Origin of the sequence: Streptococcus sp. 2106, from assembly GCF_013277315.1 — a bacterium.
Classification (GTDB): domain Bacteria; phylum Bacillota; class Bacilli; order Lactobacillales; family Streptococcaceae; genus Streptococcus; species Streptococcus pseudopneumoniae.
Genome location: NZ_VMMS01000040.1, coordinates 12,769 through 28,829, shown reverse-complemented (window position 1 = coordinate 28,829; position 16,061 = coordinate 12,769). Strand labels below are relative to the sequence as shown.

General features: G+C 40.2%; 14 protein-coding genes, 1 pseudogene and 1 other annotated feature. All 15 genes and pseudogenes read left to right on the top strand.

Annotated elements, in window-relative coordinates:
- Positions 1-122: 122 nt before the first annotated feature.
- A pseudogene (locus HT723_RS05080) lies at positions 123-425 on the top strand (transposase family protein); the annotation flags it as partial.
- A 155-nt stretch (positions 426-580) separates the two neighbouring features.
- Complete coding sequence (locus tag HT723_RS05075) at positions 581-1,804, top strand: FtsW/RodA/SpoVE family cell cycle protein (RefSeq protein WP_054388329.1); 1,224 nt, start codon at positions 581-583, stop codon at positions 1,802-1,804.
- 24 nt (positions 1,805-1,828) lie between these two features.
- Complete coding sequence (gene ppc / locus HT723_RS05070; RefSeq protein WP_172934767.1) at positions 1,829-4,525, top strand: phosphoenolpyruvate carboxylase; 2,697 nt, start codon at positions 1,829-1,831, stop codon at positions 4,523-4,525.
- A 69-nt stretch (positions 4,526-4,594) separates the two neighbouring features.
- Positions 4,595-4,812: a binding site (T-box leader), on the top strand.
- A gap of 244 nt (positions 4,813-5,056) precedes the next feature.
- On the top strand, positions 5,057-6,061 hold the full coding sequence (gene trpX / locus HT723_RS05065; protein WP_172934766.1) for a tryptophan ABC transporter substrate-binding protein: 1,005 nt from the start codon (positions 5,057-5,059) through the stop codon (positions 6,059-6,061).
- Between the two features lie 68 nt (positions 6,062-6,129).
- A complete protein-coding gene (locus HT723_RS05060) occupies positions 6,130-6,996 on the top strand; it encodes an ABC transporter permease (protein ID WP_000637229.1) in 867 nt (288 codons plus the stop codon).
- The gene (locus HT723_RS05055; protein ID WP_172927867.1) at positions 6,993-7,751 is read left to right on the top strand and encodes an ABC transporter ATP-binding protein; all 759 of its coding nucleotides are present in this window, start codon (positions 6,993-6,995) and stop codon (positions 7,749-7,751) included. Before HT723_RS05060 ends, HT723_RS05055 begins: the two co-directional genes overlap by 4 nt.
- Before the next feature lie 89 nt (positions 7,752-7,840).
- Complete coding sequence (gene dnaG / locus HT723_RS05050; RefSeq protein ID WP_172934765.1) at positions 7,841-9,601, top strand: DNA primase; 1,761 nt, start codon at positions 7,841-7,843, stop codon at positions 9,599-9,601.
- Between the two features lie 2 nt (positions 9,602-9,603).
- Entirely contained in the window at positions 9,604-10,713 is a 1,110-nt protein-coding gene (gene rpoD / locus HT723_RS05045) for an RNA polymerase sigma factor RpoD (RefSeq protein WP_172934764.1), read from the top strand.
- A 13-nt stretch (positions 10,714-10,726) separates the two neighbouring features.
- Positions 10,727-11,056 carry a metal-sulfur cluster assembly factor gene (locus HT723_RS05040; protein WP_000331929.1) on the top strand — a complete coding sequence of 110 codons (330 nt, stop codon included), beginning with the start codon at positions 10,727-10,729 and terminating at the stop codon, positions 11,054-11,056.
- 33 nt (positions 11,057-11,089) lie between these two features.
- Positions 11,090-12,214, top strand: a complete 1,125-nt coding sequence (gene cpoA / locus HT723_RS05035) for an alpha-galactosylglucosyldiacylglycerol synthase (RefSeq protein WP_172934763.1) — start codon at positions 11,090-11,092, stop codon at positions 12,212-12,214.
- A gap of 15 nt (positions 12,215-12,229) precedes the next feature.
- On the top strand, positions 12,230-13,555 hold the full coding sequence (locus HT723_RS05030; RefSeq protein ID WP_172934762.1) for a glycosyltransferase family 4 protein: 1,326 nt from the start codon (positions 12,230-12,232) through the stop codon (positions 13,553-13,555).
- A 28-nt stretch (positions 13,556-13,583) separates the two neighbouring features.
- On the top strand, positions 13,584-13,760 hold the full coding sequence (locus HT723_RS05025) for a PspC domain-containing protein (protein ID WP_050262050.1): 177 nt from the start codon (positions 13,584-13,586) through the stop codon (positions 13,758-13,760).
- A gap of 58 nt (positions 13,761-13,818) precedes the next feature.
- Positions 13,819-13,953: a DUF4044 domain-containing protein gene (locus HT723_RS05020; protein ID WP_000863859.1), complete on the top strand. Its 135-nt coding sequence runs from the start codon at positions 13,819-13,821 to the stop codon at positions 13,951-13,953.
- A 63-nt stretch (positions 13,954-14,016) separates the two neighbouring features.
- On the top strand, positions 14,017-15,327 hold the full coding sequence (gene obgE / locus HT723_RS05015; protein ID WP_000061641.1) for a GTPase ObgE: 1,311 nt from the start codon (positions 14,017-14,019) through the stop codon (positions 15,325-15,327).
- Between the two features lie 9 nt (positions 15,328-15,336).
- A complete protein-coding gene (locus tag HT723_RS05010) occupies positions 15,337-15,495 on the top strand; it encodes a hypothetical protein (protein WP_007284777.1) in 159 nt (52 codons plus the stop codon).
- The last annotated feature ends 566 nt before the right edge of the window (positions 15,496-16,061 follow it).

The window sequence follows — 16,061 nt, the reverse complement described above, 5'->3', positions numbered from 1 at the left end:
TAATATAGAAGTTTGCTAGCACCACGCGTGGAGTGTGTAGGATTGCTTGAAAAAGCGTAAAAACCTTGTAACGAAAGGGATAATAGACTTCCTGCGAAACAAAAATACAATACAATAAAACTATGAATGATGAAGCAAGTAAACAATTAAGCGATAGCCGTTTCAAGAGCCTTGTAGGTGTTCAGCGCACGACTTTTGAAGAGATGTTAGCTGTGTTAAAAACAGCTTATCAACGTAAACGCGCAAAAGGTGGACGAAAAACCAAATTAAGCCTAGACGATCTCCTCATGGTAACTATTCAATACATGCGAGAATAGCGCACTTATGAACAAATTGCGGCTGATTTTGGCATTTTCGAAAGCAACTTAATTCGTCGGAGTCAATGGATTGAAGCAACTCTTATTCAAAATGGTTTTACGATTTCAAATTCTGCCTTAATTCTGTAAAAACAGTAAAATTCGAAGGATTGTAAGGTAAGAGTTTTTTTCTTTCTGAAAAAATGGTATAATAGCAATCAAAACTAGAAAATAAAACGGAATTTGGAACAGATTTGTCTGTATCCTAGTAGAGTGGTGATACTATGAAGATTAGTAAGAGGCACTTATTAAATTATTCCATCTTGATTCCCTACTTGCTTTTATCTATTTTGGGCTTGATTGTGGTCTATTCGACCACCAGCGCTATTTTAATTGAAGAAGGCAAGAGCGCCTTGCAATTGGTTCGAAATCAAGGAATCTTTTGGATTGTTAGTTTGATACTGATTGCCTTAATTTATAAATTAAGACTAGATTTTTTGAGAAATGAGCGACTAATCATTTTAGTTATCTTGATAGAAATGGTTTTATTGTTCTTGGCTCGTTTTATTGGTATTTCCGTAAACGGGGCATACGGTTGGATTTCGGTTGCAGGAGTAACTATTCAGCCAGCTGAGTACTTGAAAATCATTATTATTTGGTATTTGGCTCACCGATTCTCCAAACAGCAAGAAGAAATAGCTATTTATGATTTTCAAGTTTTGACTCAAAATCAATGGCTTCCCCGTGCTTTTAATGATTGGCGATTCGTTCTCCTAGTTCTGATTGGAAGTTTGGGAATTTTCCCTGATTTAGGGAATGCGACTATTTTAGTCTTGGTTTCCTTGATTATGTATACAGTTAGTGGAATCGCTTATCGCTGGTTTTCAACCATTCTGGCGCTCGTATCTGCCGCTTCTGTCTTTGTCTTGACCACTATCAGCCTAATCGGTGTTGAGACCTTTTCAAAAATTCCAGTATTTGGCTATGTGGCCAAGCGCTTTAGTGCCTTTTTTAATCCTTTTGCCGATCGTGCTGATGCGGGTCACCAGTTAGCTAATTCTTATTTTGCCATGGTCAATGGCGGTTGGTTTGGTCTAGGTCTTGGAAACTCGATTGAAAAACGAGGTTATTTACCAGAAGCTCATACAGACTTTGTCTTTTCTATCGTGATTGAAGAATTTGGCTTTGTTGGTGCTAGTCTTATTTTAGCTCTCTTGTTTTTCATGATTCTGCGGATTATCTTGGTCGGTATCCGAGCGGAGAATCCTTTTAATGCCATGGTTGCACTCGGTGTCGGAGGGATGATGTTGGTTCAGGTATTTGTCAATATCGGAGGGATTTCGGGCTTGATTCCATCTACAGGAGTGACTTTCCCCTTCTTATCCCAGGGTGGAAATAGTCTTCTAGTCTTATCAGTGGCAGTGGCCTTTGTCTTAAATATTGATGCCAGTGAAAAACGCGCTAAGTTGTACCGAGAATTGGAAAATCAACAAATGAACCTTCTGTGAAGTAGAATAAAGAAAGGATAGTCTATGTCTCTTCAAAAATTAGAAAATTATAGTAATAAAAGTGTTGTGCAAGAAGAAGTATTGATTCTAACAGAATTGCTGGAAGATATTACTAAAAACATGCTTGCCCCAGAGACCTTTGAAAAAATCATGCAGTTGAAAGAATTATCAACGCAGGAAGATTATCAAGGTCTAAACCGTCTAGTGACTAGCTTATCAAATGATGAAATGGTCTATATTTCACGCTATTTTTCAATCTTACCTCTTTTGATTAATATTTCAGAGGATGTGGATTTAGCTTATGAAATCAATCATCAAAATAATATTGATCAGGACTATTTAGGTAAATTATCTACAACGATCAAAATGGTTGCTGAAAAAGAAAATGCCGTTGAAATTCTTGAACACTTGAATGTTGTCCCTGTTTTGACAGCCCATCCAACACAAGTGCAACGAAAAAGTATGTTGGATTTAACAAATCATATTCATAGTCTTTTGCGTAAATACCGTGATGTTAAGTTGGGGTTGATCAATAAAGAAAAATGGCACAATGATTTGCGCCGTTATATCGAAATTATCATGCAGACAGACATGATTCGTGAGAAAAAATTAAAAGTGACTAACGAAATCACGAATGCTATGGAATATTACAACAGCTCCTTTTTGAAAGCTCTACCTCATTTGACGACGGAGTATAAGCGCTTAGCGCAAGCGCATGGTCTGAATTTAAAACAGGCTAAACCAATCACCATGGGTATGTGGATAGGTGGTGACCGTGATGGAAATCCATTTGTTACAGCAGAGACCTTGAAGCAGTCTGCACTCACTCAGTGTGAAGTCATCATGAACTACTATGATGAAAAGATTTACCAACTTTATCGTGAATTTTCTCTTTCAACTAGCATTGTCAATGTCAGCAAGCAAGTCAGAGAAATGGCTCGTCAATCCAAGGATAACTCGATTTACCGCGAAAAAGAGCTTTACCGTCGTGCCTTGTTTGATATTCAGTCAAAAATCCAAGTAACAAAAACCTATCTGATTGAGGATAAGGAAGTTGGGACTCGTTATGAAACCGCCAATGATTTTTACAAGGATTTGATTGCCATTCGAGATTCTCTACTAGAAAATAAGGGCGAGTCCTTGATTTCAGGTGATTTTGTAGAATTATTGCAGGCAGTAGAGATATTTGGTTTTTACCTAGCATCAATTGATATGCGACAAGACTCTAGCGTCTATGAAGCCTGTGTGGCAGAACTCTTGAAATCAGCAGGAATTCATTCTCGTTATAGCGAGTTAAGCGAAGAAGAAAAGTGTGACCTTCTCTTGAAAGAATTAGAAGAAGATCCCCGAATTCTTTCTGCGACTCACGCAGAAAAATCAGAATTATTAGCAAAAGAACTAGCTATTTTTAAGACGGCTCGTGTTTTGAAAGATAAGTTGGGAGATGATGTCATCCGTCAGACCATCATTTCACATGCTACCAGCCTTTCTGATATGCTAGAATTAGCTATTCTATTAAAAGAAGTAGGACTGGTGGATACGGAAAGGGCGCGTGTTCAGATTGTTCCCCTTTTTGAAACAATTGAAGACTTGGATCATTCAGAGGAAACAATGAGAAAATATCTTTCTCTTAGCCTTGCCAAAAAATGGATTGCCTCACGAAATAACTACCAAGAAATCATGCTTGGCTACTCTGACAGTAATAAAGATGGTGGTTACTTGTCATCATGTTGGACCCTCTACAAGGCTCAACAACAATTGACTGCTATTGGAGATGAATTTGGCGTTAAGGTTACCTTCTTCCATGGCCGTGGTGGTACTGTCGGTCGTGGTGGTGGACCAACCTATGAAGCCATCACCTCTCAACCGCTCAAGTCTATCAAGGATCGTATCCGCTTGACGGAGCAGGGTGAAGTAATTGGGAATAAATACGGTAACAAAGACGCCGCTTACTATAACCTTGAAATGCTAGTATCGGCAGCTATTAATCGTATAATTACTCAGAAAAAGAGCGATACCAATACCTCAAATCGTTATGAAGCCATTATGGATCAAGTAGTGGATCGTAGTTACGATATCTACCGTGATTTGGTCTTTGGTAATGAGCATTTCTATGATTATTTCTTCGAGTCAAGTCCAATCAAGGCTATTTCAAGTTTTAATATTGGTTCTCGTCCAGCCGCTCGTAAGACGATTACTGAAATCGGTGGTTTGCGTGCCATCCCTTGGGTATTCTCATGGTCACAGAGTCGTGTTATGTTCCCTGGATGGTACGGGGTTGGTTCAAGCTTCAAGGAATTTATCGATAAAAATCCAGAGAATATTGCTATCTTACGAGATATGTACCAAAATTGGCCTTTCTTCCAATCGCTTCTTTCAAATGTTGATATGGTCTTGTCAAAATCAAATATGAATATTGCTTTTGAATATGCTAAACTTTGTGAAGACGAGCAAGTTAAGGCCATCTATGAGACTATTTTAAATGAATGGCAAGTTACTAAGAACGTTATCCTAGCTATTGAAGGACATGACGAACTCTTAGCTGACAATCCATATCTAAAAGCTAGTCTGGATTACCGTATGCCTTACTTTAATATTCTCAACTATATTCAGTTAGAGTTGATTAAACGCCAACGTCGTGGAGAATTGTCCAGTGATCAAGAACGATTGATTCATATCACCATCAACGGAATTGCGACAGGATTGCGTAATTCAGGTTGATAATTTTCAAGAGTGAGTATCAAAAAAATGCTAAAAGAGTCTTGACAAGTAGTTGAAAAATGATATAATTTAACCATTCAGAAAAGTAATCATACAAACTTTTTAGAGAGTCTGTGGTAGCTGAAAACAGATAAGTGGCGATGATGAAAATTGGGCTGAATGCTATTTAGAATTTGAAATCATAAAAATTCGGTGAGCACACCTTACAGTGCATCTCGTTGTTGCGAGACAGAGCGATAGGGAAATTCCCTATAATTGAGGTGGTACCGCGCATCGACGTCCTCACACAAGTTTTTTGTGTGAGGATTTTTTTGATGGAGGTTAGTATGGAAAGAAAACGATGGCGTCGCTTGTTTATACTCAATGAAAATCAAAGTACAAACTAGGAAGCTAGCCNNTTTGAGGTTGTGGATAGAACTGACAGAGTCAGTATCATATACCTACGGTAAGGCGACGCTGACGTGGTTTGAAGAGATTTTCGAAGAGTATTAGATAAGTGAAGTATTTTAAAGGAATAAAAGGAGAAACAGAATGAAAAATAAACGTTTAATTGGAATTATCGCTGCATTAGCAATCTTAGTAGCAGGAAGCTTGATTTACTCTTCAATGAATAAATCAGAAGCTCAGAATAATAAGGATGAGAAGAAAATAACCAAGATTGGTGTGCTTCAATTTGTGAGCCATCCATCCCTTGATTTGATTTATAAAGGGATCCAAGATGGACTTGCAGAAGAAGGATATAAAGATGATCAGTTGAAAATCGACTTTATGAACTCAGAAGGCGACCAAAGTAAGGTTGCGACAATGAGTAAACAATTGGTTGCAAATGGCAATGACCTTGTGGTTGGTATTGCGACACCAGCTGCTCAAGGTTTGGCTAGTGCAACAAAAGACCTACCTGTTATTATGGCTGCTATTACAGACCCAATTGGTGCTAACTTGGTTAAAGATTTGAAAAAACCAGGTGGCAACATTACAGGGGTATCTGACCACAATCCAGCTCAACAACAAGTTGAACTCATCAAAGCTTTGACACCGAATGTGAAAACAATCGGAGCTCTTTACTCAAGTAGCGAAGACAATTCAAAAACACAGGTCGAAGAATTTAAGGCTTATGCTGAAAAAGCAGGTCTGACAGTGGAAACATTTGCAGTTCCTTCAACAAATGAAATTGCCTCAACTGTCACTGTTATGACTAGCAAGGTAGATGCTATTTGGGTTCCAATTGATAACACCATTGCATCAGGATTTCCAACGGTTGTCTCTAGCAATCAAAGTTCTAAGAAACCAATTTATCCAAGTGCGGCAGCTATGGTAGAAGTAGGTGGTTTGGCATCCGTTGTAGTTGACCAACATGACCTTGGTGTGGCAACTGGAAAAATGATTGCGCAAGTTCTGAAAGGTGCAAAACCAGCTGATACCCCAGTCAATGTCTTTTCAACTGGTAAGTCAGTGATCAATAAAAAAATAGCTCAAGAACTAGGTATTACGATTCCTGAGTCTGTTCTCAAAGAAGCAGGACAAGTCATCGAATAAATAAGGTAGGGAGGAGGAGACTCTTCCCATTTTTTAAAAAGATGAATATAGAAAGGATTAAATAAAATATGATTGTTTCCATTATTTCTCAAGGATTTGTCTGGGCTATTCTAGGTCTGGGAATCTTTATGACATTTAGGATTTTGAACTTTCCAGATATGACAACAGAAGGTTCCTTCCCTCTTGGGGGAGCTGTTGCTGTCACTCTGATAACCAAAGGCGTGAACCCTTTTTTAGCGACACTGCTTGCTGTAGGAGCAGGTTGTTTGGCTGGTATGGCAGCAGGACTTCTTTATACAAAAGGGAAGATCCCAACTTTGCTCTCAGGGATTTTGGTGATGACTTCCTGTCACTCTATCATGCTCTTGATTATGGGACGTGCCAATTTAGGCTTACTTGGAACCAAGCAAATCCAGGATGTTTTGCCTTTTGATTCAGATTTGAACCAACTCTTGACAGGTCTTATCTTTGTCAGTTTTGTTATTGCTCTCATGCTCTTTTTCTTGGATACCAAACTCGGACAAGCCTATATTGCTACAGGTGACAATCCTGATATGGCTAGAAGTTTCGGGATTCATACTGGACGCATGGAGCTCATGGGCTTGGTCTTATCAAATGGTGTGATTGCCCTTGCAGGAGCTCTCATTGCCCAGCAAGAAGGGTATGCTGATGTATCTCGAGGGATCGGGGTTATCGTTGTGGGGCTTGCAAGTTTGATTATTGGAGAAGTTATTTTCAAGAGTTTGAGTTTGGCAGAACGTCTGGTTACCATCGTTGTAGGTTCTATCGCTTATCAATTCTTAGTGTGGGCGGTTATTGCGCTTGGCTTTAATACAAGTTACCTTCGTTTGTACAGCGCCGTGATTTTAGCAGTCTGCCTCATGATTCCAACATTTAAGCAAACCATCTTGAAAGGAGCCAAGTTAAGCAAATGACAGCAATTGTAGAATTAAAAAATGCAACCAAAATCGTTAAAAATGGCTTTGATGAAGAGAAGATTATTTTAAATGATGTTTCCTTAGAAATTTTTGAACAGGATTTCATCACGATTTTAGGTGGAAATGGTGCTGGGAAATCAACTCTCTTTAACACTATTGCAGGAACCTTGTCCTTAACCAGTGGAACCATCCGTATTTTAGGTGAGGATGTTAGCAAGTTTTCACCAGAAAAGCGGGCTAAGTATCTGTCTCGAGTCTTCCAAGATCCAAAGATGGGGACAGCTCCTCGTATGACAGTGGCAGAGAATCTCTTGATTGCCAAGTTTCGTGGTGAAAAGCGTGGATTGTTACCAAGACGTCTGGCTAGCTATAAGGATGAATTTCAGGCGACCATTGAAAAAGTAGGAAATGGTCTTGAGAAACACTTGAATACACCGATTGAGTTCTTATCAGGTGGGCAAAGACAAGCCTTGAGTCTCTTGATGGCAACCTTGAAGCGTCCTGAATTACTCTTGTTAGACGAGCATACTGCAGCCCTTGATCCAAAGACCAGTGTGGCCTTGATGGAATTGACGGATGAATTTGTCAAGAAAGACCAGTTGACAGCTCTTATGATTACTCACCACATGGAAGATGCTCTTAAGTATGGCAATCGCTTAATTGTCATGAAAGAAGGACGGATTATCCAAGATTTGAACCAAGAAGAAAAAGCAAAAATGAAAATCTCTGATTATTATCAACTCTTTGAATAAAGTAGGGAAAATGAGTGAAATGGTTTACTTTTTTTCTGAAATAAAGTATACTATATAAAGTAAACTATGATAACATGGAGGTATTGTGTATGGTTGACAAACAAGTCATTGAAGAAATCAAAAACAATGCCAACATTGTAGAAGTCATAGGAGATGTGATTTCTTTACAAAAGGCAGGACGGAACTATCTAGGGCTCTGTCCTTTTCATGGTGAAAAAACACCTTCTTTCAACGTTGTAGAGGATAAACAGTTTTACCACTGTTTTGGTTGTGGTCGCTCAGGTGATGTCTTTAAGTTCATCGAGGAGTACCAAGGGGTTCCCTTTATGGAGGCTGTCCAAATCTTAGGTCAGCGTGTTGGGATAGAGGTGGAAAAACCGCTTTATAGTGAGCAGAAGCCAGCTTCACCCCACCAAGCTCTTTATGATATGCACGAAGATGCAGCCAAATTTTACCATGCTATTCTCATGACAACGACCATGGGGGAAGAGGCCAGAAAGTACCTTTATCAGCGTGGTTTGACAGATGAAGTGCTCAAGCATTTTCGGATTGGTTTAGCACCTCCAGAACGCAACTATCTCTATCAACGTTTGTCTGGTCAGTATCGTGAAGAGGATTTCCTAGATTCAGGACTGTTTTATCTCTCGGATGCTAATCAATTTGTAGACACCTTTCATAATCGGATTATGTTTCCCCTGACCAATGATCAGGGAAAGGTTATTGCCTTCTCAGGTCGTATCTGGCAGAAAACGGATTCACAAACTTCTAAGTATAAAAATAGCAGATCGACTGCAATTTTTAACAAAAGTTACGAATTATATCATATGGATAGGGCAAAAAAATCTTCTGGAAAAGCCAGTGAGATTTACCTCATGGAAGGGTTCATGGATGTCATTGCAGCCTATCGGGCTGGAATCGAAAATGCTGTCGCATCTATGGGAACAGCCTTGAGTCGTGAGCATGTTGAGCATCTGAAAAGGTTAACCAAGAAGTTAGTTCTGGTATACGATGGCGATAAGGCTGGGCAAGCTGCGACATTGAAAGCGCTGGACGAAATTGGTGATATACCTGTGCAAATCGTCAGCATGCCTGATAACTTGGATCCAGATGAGTATCTACAAAAAAATGGCCCAGAAGACTTGGCCTATCTATTAACGAAAACTCGTATTAGTCCGATTGAGTTCTACATTCACCAGTATAAGCCTGAAAATAGTGAAAATTTGCAGGCTCAGATTGAGTTTATTGAAAAAATAGCTCCTTTGATTGTTCAAGAAAAGTCTATCACTGCTCAAAACAGCTATATTCATATTTTAGCTGACAGTCTGGCGTCCTTTGATTATGCCCAGATTGAGCAGATTGTTAATGAAAGTCGTCAGGCGCAAAGGCAGAATCGCATGGAAGGGATTTCCAGACCGACGCAAATCACAATGCCTGTCACCAAGCAGTTATCGGCTATTATGAGGGCAGAAACCCATCTACTTTATCGGATGATGGAATCCCCTCTTGTTTTGAATGATTACCGTTTGAGAGAAGACTTTGCATTTGATACACCTGAATTTCAGATCTTATATGACTTGCTTGGTCAGTATGGCAATCTTCCTCCAGAAGTTCTAGCAGAGCAGACAGAGGAAGTTGAAAGAGCTTGGTACCAAGTCTTAGCTCAGGATTTGCCTGCTGAGATGTCGCCGCAGGAACTTAGTGAAGTAGAGATGACTCGAAACAAGGCTCTCTTGAATCAGGACAATATGAGAATCAAAAAGAAGGTGCAGGAAGCTAGCCATGTAGGAGATACAGACACAGCCTTAGAAGAATTGGAACGTTTAATTTCCCAAAAGAGAAGAATGGAGTAATAATGGCAACAAAACAAAAAGAAGTAACAACATTTGACGTACAAGTAGCAGAATTTATCCGTAATCATAAGCAAAAAGGGACAGCAACAGATGATGAAATCAATGCTAGTCTTGTCCTTCCTTTTACCTTGGACGCTGATGGGATTGAAGATCTCTTGCAACGGATTCAGGATGCGGGAATTTCTATCACAGATAACGAAGGAAATCCAAGTGCGCGTGTTCTTAGCAATGAAGAAGAACCAGAACTCAGCGATAAGGACTTGATTGGGTCAACTTCGGCTAAGGTCAACGACCCTGTCCGTATGTACTTGAAAGAAATTGGGGTCGTTCCTCTCTTGACCAATGAAGAGGAAAAAGAGTTAGCACTGGCTGTTGAAGCGGGTGACATCGAAGCTAAACAACGCCTTGCGGAAGCCAACCTTCGTTTGGTTGTTTCTATTGCCAAACGCTATGTCGGTCGTGGTATGCAGTTTCTTGACTTGATTCAAGAAGGAAATATGGGCTTGATGAAGGCGGTTGACAAGTTTGATTATTCTAAAGGATTCAAGTTTTCAACTTATGCAACTTGGTGGATTCGTCAGGCAATCACTCGTGCCATCGCTGATCAAGCTCGTACCATCCGTATCCCAGTCCACATGGTTGAAACCATCAATAAATTGGTTCGTGAACAGCGGAATCTCCTTCAAGAATTGGGACAAGATCCAACACCTGAGCAAATCGCTGAACGTATGGATATGACTCCTGACAAGGTTCGTGAAATCTTGAAGATTGCTCAAGAACCAGTATCTCTTGAAACACCAATCGGTGAAGAGGATGATAGCCACCTTGGGGATTTTATCGAAGACGAAGTGATTGAAAATCCAGTGGACTATACAACTCGTATCGTCTTGCGTGAGCAATTGGACGAGGTCTTGGATACTCTTACAGACCGTGAAGAAAACGTTCTACGTTTGCGTTTTGGACTAGATGATGGAAAAATGCGCACCCTTGAAGATGTGGGTAAAGTCTTTAACGTGACTCGCGAGCGTATCCGTCAGATTGAAGCTAAAGCTTTGAGAAAGCTACGCCAACCAAGTCGCAGCAAACCGCTTCGTGATTTTATTGAAGACTAGGAGTGAGGAAAATATGGCTTATACAGAAGAGCAAATCGAAAACATCAAAACACGCATTTTAACAGCCTTGGAAGAAGTCATCGACCCTGAGTTGGGAATCGATATTGTCAACCTTGGTTTGATTTATGAGATTCGTTTTGACGGCGACACAGGGCAAACAGAGATTGATATGACGTTGACAACTATGGGTTGTCCCCTAGCTGACCTTTTGACGGACCAGATTTATGATGCTATGACAGAGGTGCCCGAAGTAACGGATACTGAGGTCAAATTAGTTTGGTATCCAGCCTGGACTGTTGAAAAAATGAGTCGCTATGCCCGCATTGCCCTAGGCATTAAGTAAACAGATAAAAGCATGTGAGAGACCATTGGAAAAGTGAGGAAATTTCCCATCTTTTCCTCTAGTCTCTCCTTTCTTTTGCTGATTTTATTCAAAGAAAATGATATAATGGTAGTTATGGAAAAAAAGAAATTACGCATCAATATGTTGAGTTCAAGTGAGAAAGTAGCAGGACAAGGAGTTTCAGGTGCCTACCGTGAATTAGTTCGTCTTCTTCACCGTGATGCCAAGGACCAATTGATTGTTACAGAAAATCTTCCAGTAGAGGCAGATGTAACTCACTTTCATACCATTGATTTCCCCTATTATTTATCAACATTTCAAAAGAAACGCTCAGGGAGAAAGATTGGCTATGTGCATTTCTTGCCAGATACACTTGAAGGGAGTTTGAAAATTCCATTTTTCTTAAAGGGAATTGTGAAACGCTATGTATTTTCTTTTTACAACCGGATGGAGCACTTGGTTGTGGTCAATCCTATGTTTATTGAGGATTTGGTAGCAGCTGGTATTTCACGTGAAAAAGTGAGCTATATTCCTAACTTTGTCAACAAGGAAAAATGGCATCCTCTACCACAAGAAGAGGTAGTCAGACTGCGCACAGATCTTGGTCTTAGTGACAATCAGTTTATCGTAGTAGGTGCTGGGCAAGTTCAGAAACGTAAAGGGATTGATGACTTTATCCGTCTGGCTGAGGAATTGCCTCAGATTACCTTTATCTGGGCTGGTGGCTTCTCTTTTGGTGGTATGACAGATGGTTATGAACACTATAAGAAAATGATGGAAAATCCCCCTAAAAATTTGATTTTTCCAGGCATTGTATCGCCAGAGCGGATGCGCGAATTGTATGCTCTAGCGGATCTTTTCTTGTTGCCTAGTTACAATGAGCTCTTTCCTATGACTATTTTAGAAGCTGCGAGTTGTGAGGCTCCTATTATGTTGCGTGATTTAGATCTCTATAAGGTGATTTTGGAGGGAAATTATCGGGCGACAGCGGGTAGAGAAGAGATGAAAGAGGCTATTTTGGAATATCAAGCAAATCCTGTTGCCTTAAAAGATCTCAAAGAAAAGGCTAAGAATATTTCCAGAGAGTATTCTGAAGAGCATCTGTTACAAATCTGGTTGGACTTTTATGAGAAACAAGCCGCTTTAGGGAGAAAGTAAAAAGTGAGGTAATCTATGCGAATTGGTTTATTTACAGATACCTATTTTCCTCAGGTTTCTGGTGTTGCGACCAGTATTCGAACCTTGAAAACAGAACTTGAAAAGCAGGGACATGCTGTTTTTATCTTTACGACGACAGATAAGGATGTCAATCGCTACGAAGATTGGCAAATTATCCGCATTCCAAGTGTTCCTTTCTTTGCTTTTAAGGATCGTCGCTTTGCCTACCGAGGTTTTAGCAAGGCACTTGAAATTGCTAAACAGTATCAGCTAGATATTATCCATACTCAGACAGAATTTTCTCTTGGCCTGTTGGGGATTTGGATTGCGCGTGAATTGAAAATTCCAGTCATCCATACCTATCACACCCAGTATGAAGACTATGTCCATTATATTGCTAAGGGGATGTTGATCCGGCCGAGTATGGTCAAGTATCTGGTTAGAGGTTTCCTGCATGATGTGGATGGGGTTATTTGCCCTAGTGAGATTGTCCGTGACTTGCTATCTGATTATAAGGTCAAGGTTGAAAAACGGGTCATTCCTACTGGGATTGAATTAGCCAAGTTTGAGCGTCCGGAAATCAAGCAGGAAAATTTGAAAGAACTGCGTAGTAAACTAGGGATTCAAGATGGTGAAAAGACGTTGCTTAGTCTTTCGAGAATCTCCTATGAAAAAAATATTCAAGCAGTTTTAGCAGCCTTTGCTGATGTTCTGAAAGAGGAAGACAAGGTTAAACTGGTGGTAGCTGGGGATGGCCCTTATCTGGATAACCTCAAAGAGCAAGCCCAGAAACTAGAGATTCAAGACTCCGTCATCTTTACAGGCATGATTGCTCCTAGTGAGACGGCTCTTTATTATAAGGCAGCAGATTTCTTTATTTCAGCATCTACAAGTGAAACGCAAGGTTTGACCTACTTGGAAAGCTTGGCTAGTGGGACGCCTGTCATTGCTCATGGAAATCCTTATCTGGACAATCTTATCAGTGATAAAATGTTTGGAACCTTATATTACGGTGAACATGATTTGGCTGGAGCTATTCTGGAGGCCCTGATTGCAACACCAGACATGAATGAGCATACCTTATCAGAGAAATTGTACGAGATTTCAGCTGAGAACTTTGGGAAACGAGTGCATGAGTTTTATCTGGATGCCATTATTTCAAATAATTTCCAGAAAGATTTGGCTAAAGATGATACGGTCAGTCAGCGTATCTTTAAGACAGTTTTGTATCTTCCGCAAAAGGTGGTCGCTGTACCGGTAAAAGGCTCTAGACGCATGTTGAAGGCTTCAAAAACACAGTTGATCAGTATGAGAGATTATTGGAAAGACCATGAAGAATAGAAAGAGGAACAGTATGAAAAAACAATTAATGAGAAGCGGTCGTGATAAAAAGATTGCTGGTGTTTGTGCTGGGGTAGCCCATTATTTTGATATGGATCCTACTATTGTTCGCGTAATATGGGGTGTTCTTGCTTGCTGTTACGGAGCGGGAATTGTAGCTTATATCATTTTATGGATGATCGCACCTGTAGCAACTGACTATTGAAAACTAGCTAAATTCATGCTAAGATAATAGAAAATAGAATGCAACGAAGGAGAGAAAAATGGCATTTGGAGATAATGGAAATCGTAAAAAAACTATGTTTGAGAAAATAACCTTGTTTATCGTGATTATCATGCTAGTAGCAAGTTTATTGGGAATTTTTGCAACTGCAATTGGTGCCCTCAGTAATCTATAAAATAGATTCAAGAAAATTTAGTGACTGGGATTTCCCAGCCCTTTTTTAAAGTGAGAAGAAAAAATGAGTATGTTTTTAGATACAGCTAAGATCAAGGTCAAGGCTGGTAATGGTGGTGATGGCATGGTTGCCTTTCGCCGTGAAAAATATGTCCCTAATGGTGGTCCTTGGGGTGGTGATGGTGGTCGTGGAGGCAATGTGGTCTTCGTTGTAGACGAAGGACTACGTACCTTGATGGATTTCCGCTACAATCGTCATTTCAAGGCTGATTCTGGTGAAAAAGGGATGACCAAAGGGATGCATGGTCGTGGTGCTGAGGACCTTAGAGTTCGAGTACCACAAGGTACGACTGTTCGTGATGCGGAGACTGGCAAGGTTTTAACAGATTTGATTGAACATGGGCAAGAATTTATCGTTGCCCACGGTGGTCGTGGTGGACGTGGAAATATTCGTTTCGCGACACCAAAAAATCCTGCACCGGAAATCTCTGAAAATGGAGAACCAGGTCAGGAACGTGAGTTACAATTGGAACTAAAAATCTTGGCAGATGTCGGTTTAGTAGGTTTCCCATCTGTAGGGAAATCAACACTTTTAAGTGTTATTACCTCAGCTAAACCTAAAATTGGTGCCTACCACTTTACCACTATTGTACCAAATTTAGGTATGGTTCGCACCCAATCAGGTGAATCCTTTGCAGTAGCCGACTTGCCAGGTTTGATTGAAGGGGCTAGTCAAGGTGTTGGTTTGGGAACTCAGTTCCTCCGTCATATCGAGCGTACACGTGTTATCCTTCACATCATTGATATGTCAGCTAGCGAAGGCCGTGATCCATATGAGGATTACCTAGCTATCAATAAAGAGCTGGAGTCTTACAATCTTCGCCTCATGGAGCGTCCACAGATTATTGTAGCTAATAAGATGGACATGCCTGAGAGTCAGGAAAATCTTGAAGACTTTAAGAAAAAATTGGCTGAAAATTATGATGAATTTGAAGAGTTACCAGCTATCTTCCCAATTTCTGGATTGACCAAGCAAGGTCTGGCAACACTTTTAGATGCTACAGCTGAATTGTTAGACAAGACACCAGAATTTTTGCTCTACGACGAGTCCGATATGGAAGAAGAAGCTTACTATGGATTTGACGAGGAAGAGAAAGCCTTTGAAATTAGCCGTGATGACGATGCGACATGGGTACTTTCCGGTGAAAAACTGATGAAACTCTTTAATATGACCAACTTTGATCGTGACGAATCAGTCATGAAATTTGCCCGTCAATTACGTGGTATGGGGGTTGATGAAGCCCTTCGTGCGCGTGGTGCTAAGGATGGGGATTTGGTCCGCATTGGTAAATTTGAATTTGAATTTGTAGACTAGGAGACTAGTATGGGAGATAAACCGATATCTTTCCGAGATGCGGATGGCAATTTTGTTTCCGCCGCAGATGTTTGGAATGAAAAGAAATTGGAAGAACTATTTAATCGTCTCAATCCAAATCGTGCTCTGAGATTGGCACGAACTAAAAAAGACAATCCATCTCAGTAAAGAAGCTAAAAAATCCCGTGCCTCATCAGACACGGGATTTTGTGGTACGACGGGCATGTATAGCAAACTGAATCTGGAATAGCACAGGATATCTTCTAAAATATTGTTATAAATTGATTTGAATTTTAAAATTAAATTGTTTGATTCTTATTTCACTTTGTTATAGTATATCTGATGTCAAAGTTCTCGGCGAGTCAAATAGCGATTCCCAAGCCTGACTATCGTGAGGTAGCGGGTTAAAACGGTCTGGGGATAGACCGTTTTAAGTCTGTCGCTGGAAATAAGAATCGTCAGAGGAAGGGATAGCGAAATCGTGGCTCTACGAACAGGAATGTGATAGTAAGGTGTATATAGTGGATAAGGGGGCTCAGAACTCTAAATTCCAAAAAGGTAGTACATAAAGCACGAGAGTAATTGAATTCGTACTAAGATTTCCTATTTTCACTGTAACCTTTTAACGTCCTCATATCTTGTATAAACGAGGATAGATGTACGACTTATCCCGTGAGGTCTATCACTATAAAGAGAAAACGACAGATAGAAGTGATCCTGAGTCACGGTTATCT

Bases quoted from the DNA above. Each gene is read 5' to 3' on its own strand.
- HT723_RS05075 (WP_054388329.1), top strand. From the start codon at position 581: ATGAAGATTAGTAAGAGGCACTTATTAAATTATTCCATCTTGATTCCC.
- ppc (WP_172934767.1), top strand. From the start codon at position 1,829: ATGTCTCTTCAAAAATTAGAAAATTATAGTAATAAAAGTGTTGTGCAA.
- trpX (WP_172934766.1), top strand. From the start codon at position 5,057: ATGAAAAATAAACGTTTAATTGGAATTATCGCTGCATTAGCAATCTTA.
- HT723_RS05060 (WP_000637229.1), top strand. From the start codon at position 6,130: ATGATTGTTTCCATTATTTCTCAAGGATTTGTCTGGGCTATTCTAGGT.
- HT723_RS05055 (WP_172927867.1), top strand. From the start codon at position 6,993: ATGACAGCAATTGTAGAATTAAAAAATGCAACCAAAATCGTTAAAAAT.
- dnaG (WP_172934765.1), top strand. From the start codon at position 7,841: ATGGTTGACAAACAAGTCATTGAAGAAATCAAAAACAATGCCAACATT.
- rpoD (WP_172934764.1), top strand. From the start codon at position 9,604: ATGGCAACAAAACAAAAAGAAGTAACAACATTTGACGTACAAGTAGCA.
- HT723_RS05040 (WP_000331929.1), top strand. From the start codon at position 10,727: ATGGCTTATACAGAAGAGCAAATCGAAAACATCAAAACACGCATTTTA.
- HT723_RS05030 (WP_172934762.1), top strand. From the start codon at position 12,230: ATGCGAATTGGTTTATTTACAGATACCTATTTTCCTCAGGTTTCTGGT.
- HT723_RS05025 (WP_050262050.1), top strand. From the start codon at position 13,584: ATGAGAAGCGGTCGTGATAAAAAGATTGCTGGTGTTTGTGCTGGGGTA.
- HT723_RS05020 (WP_000863859.1), top strand. From the start codon at position 13,819: ATGGCATTTGGAGATAATGGAAATCGTAAAAAAACTATGTTTGAGAAA.
- obgE (WP_000061641.1), top strand. From the start codon at position 14,017: ATGAGTATGTTTTTAGATACAGCTAAGATCAAGGTCAAGGCTGGTAAT.
- HT723_RS05010 (WP_007284777.1), top strand. From the start codon at position 15,337: ATGGGAGATAAACCGATATCTTTCCGAGATGCGGATGGCAATTTTGTT.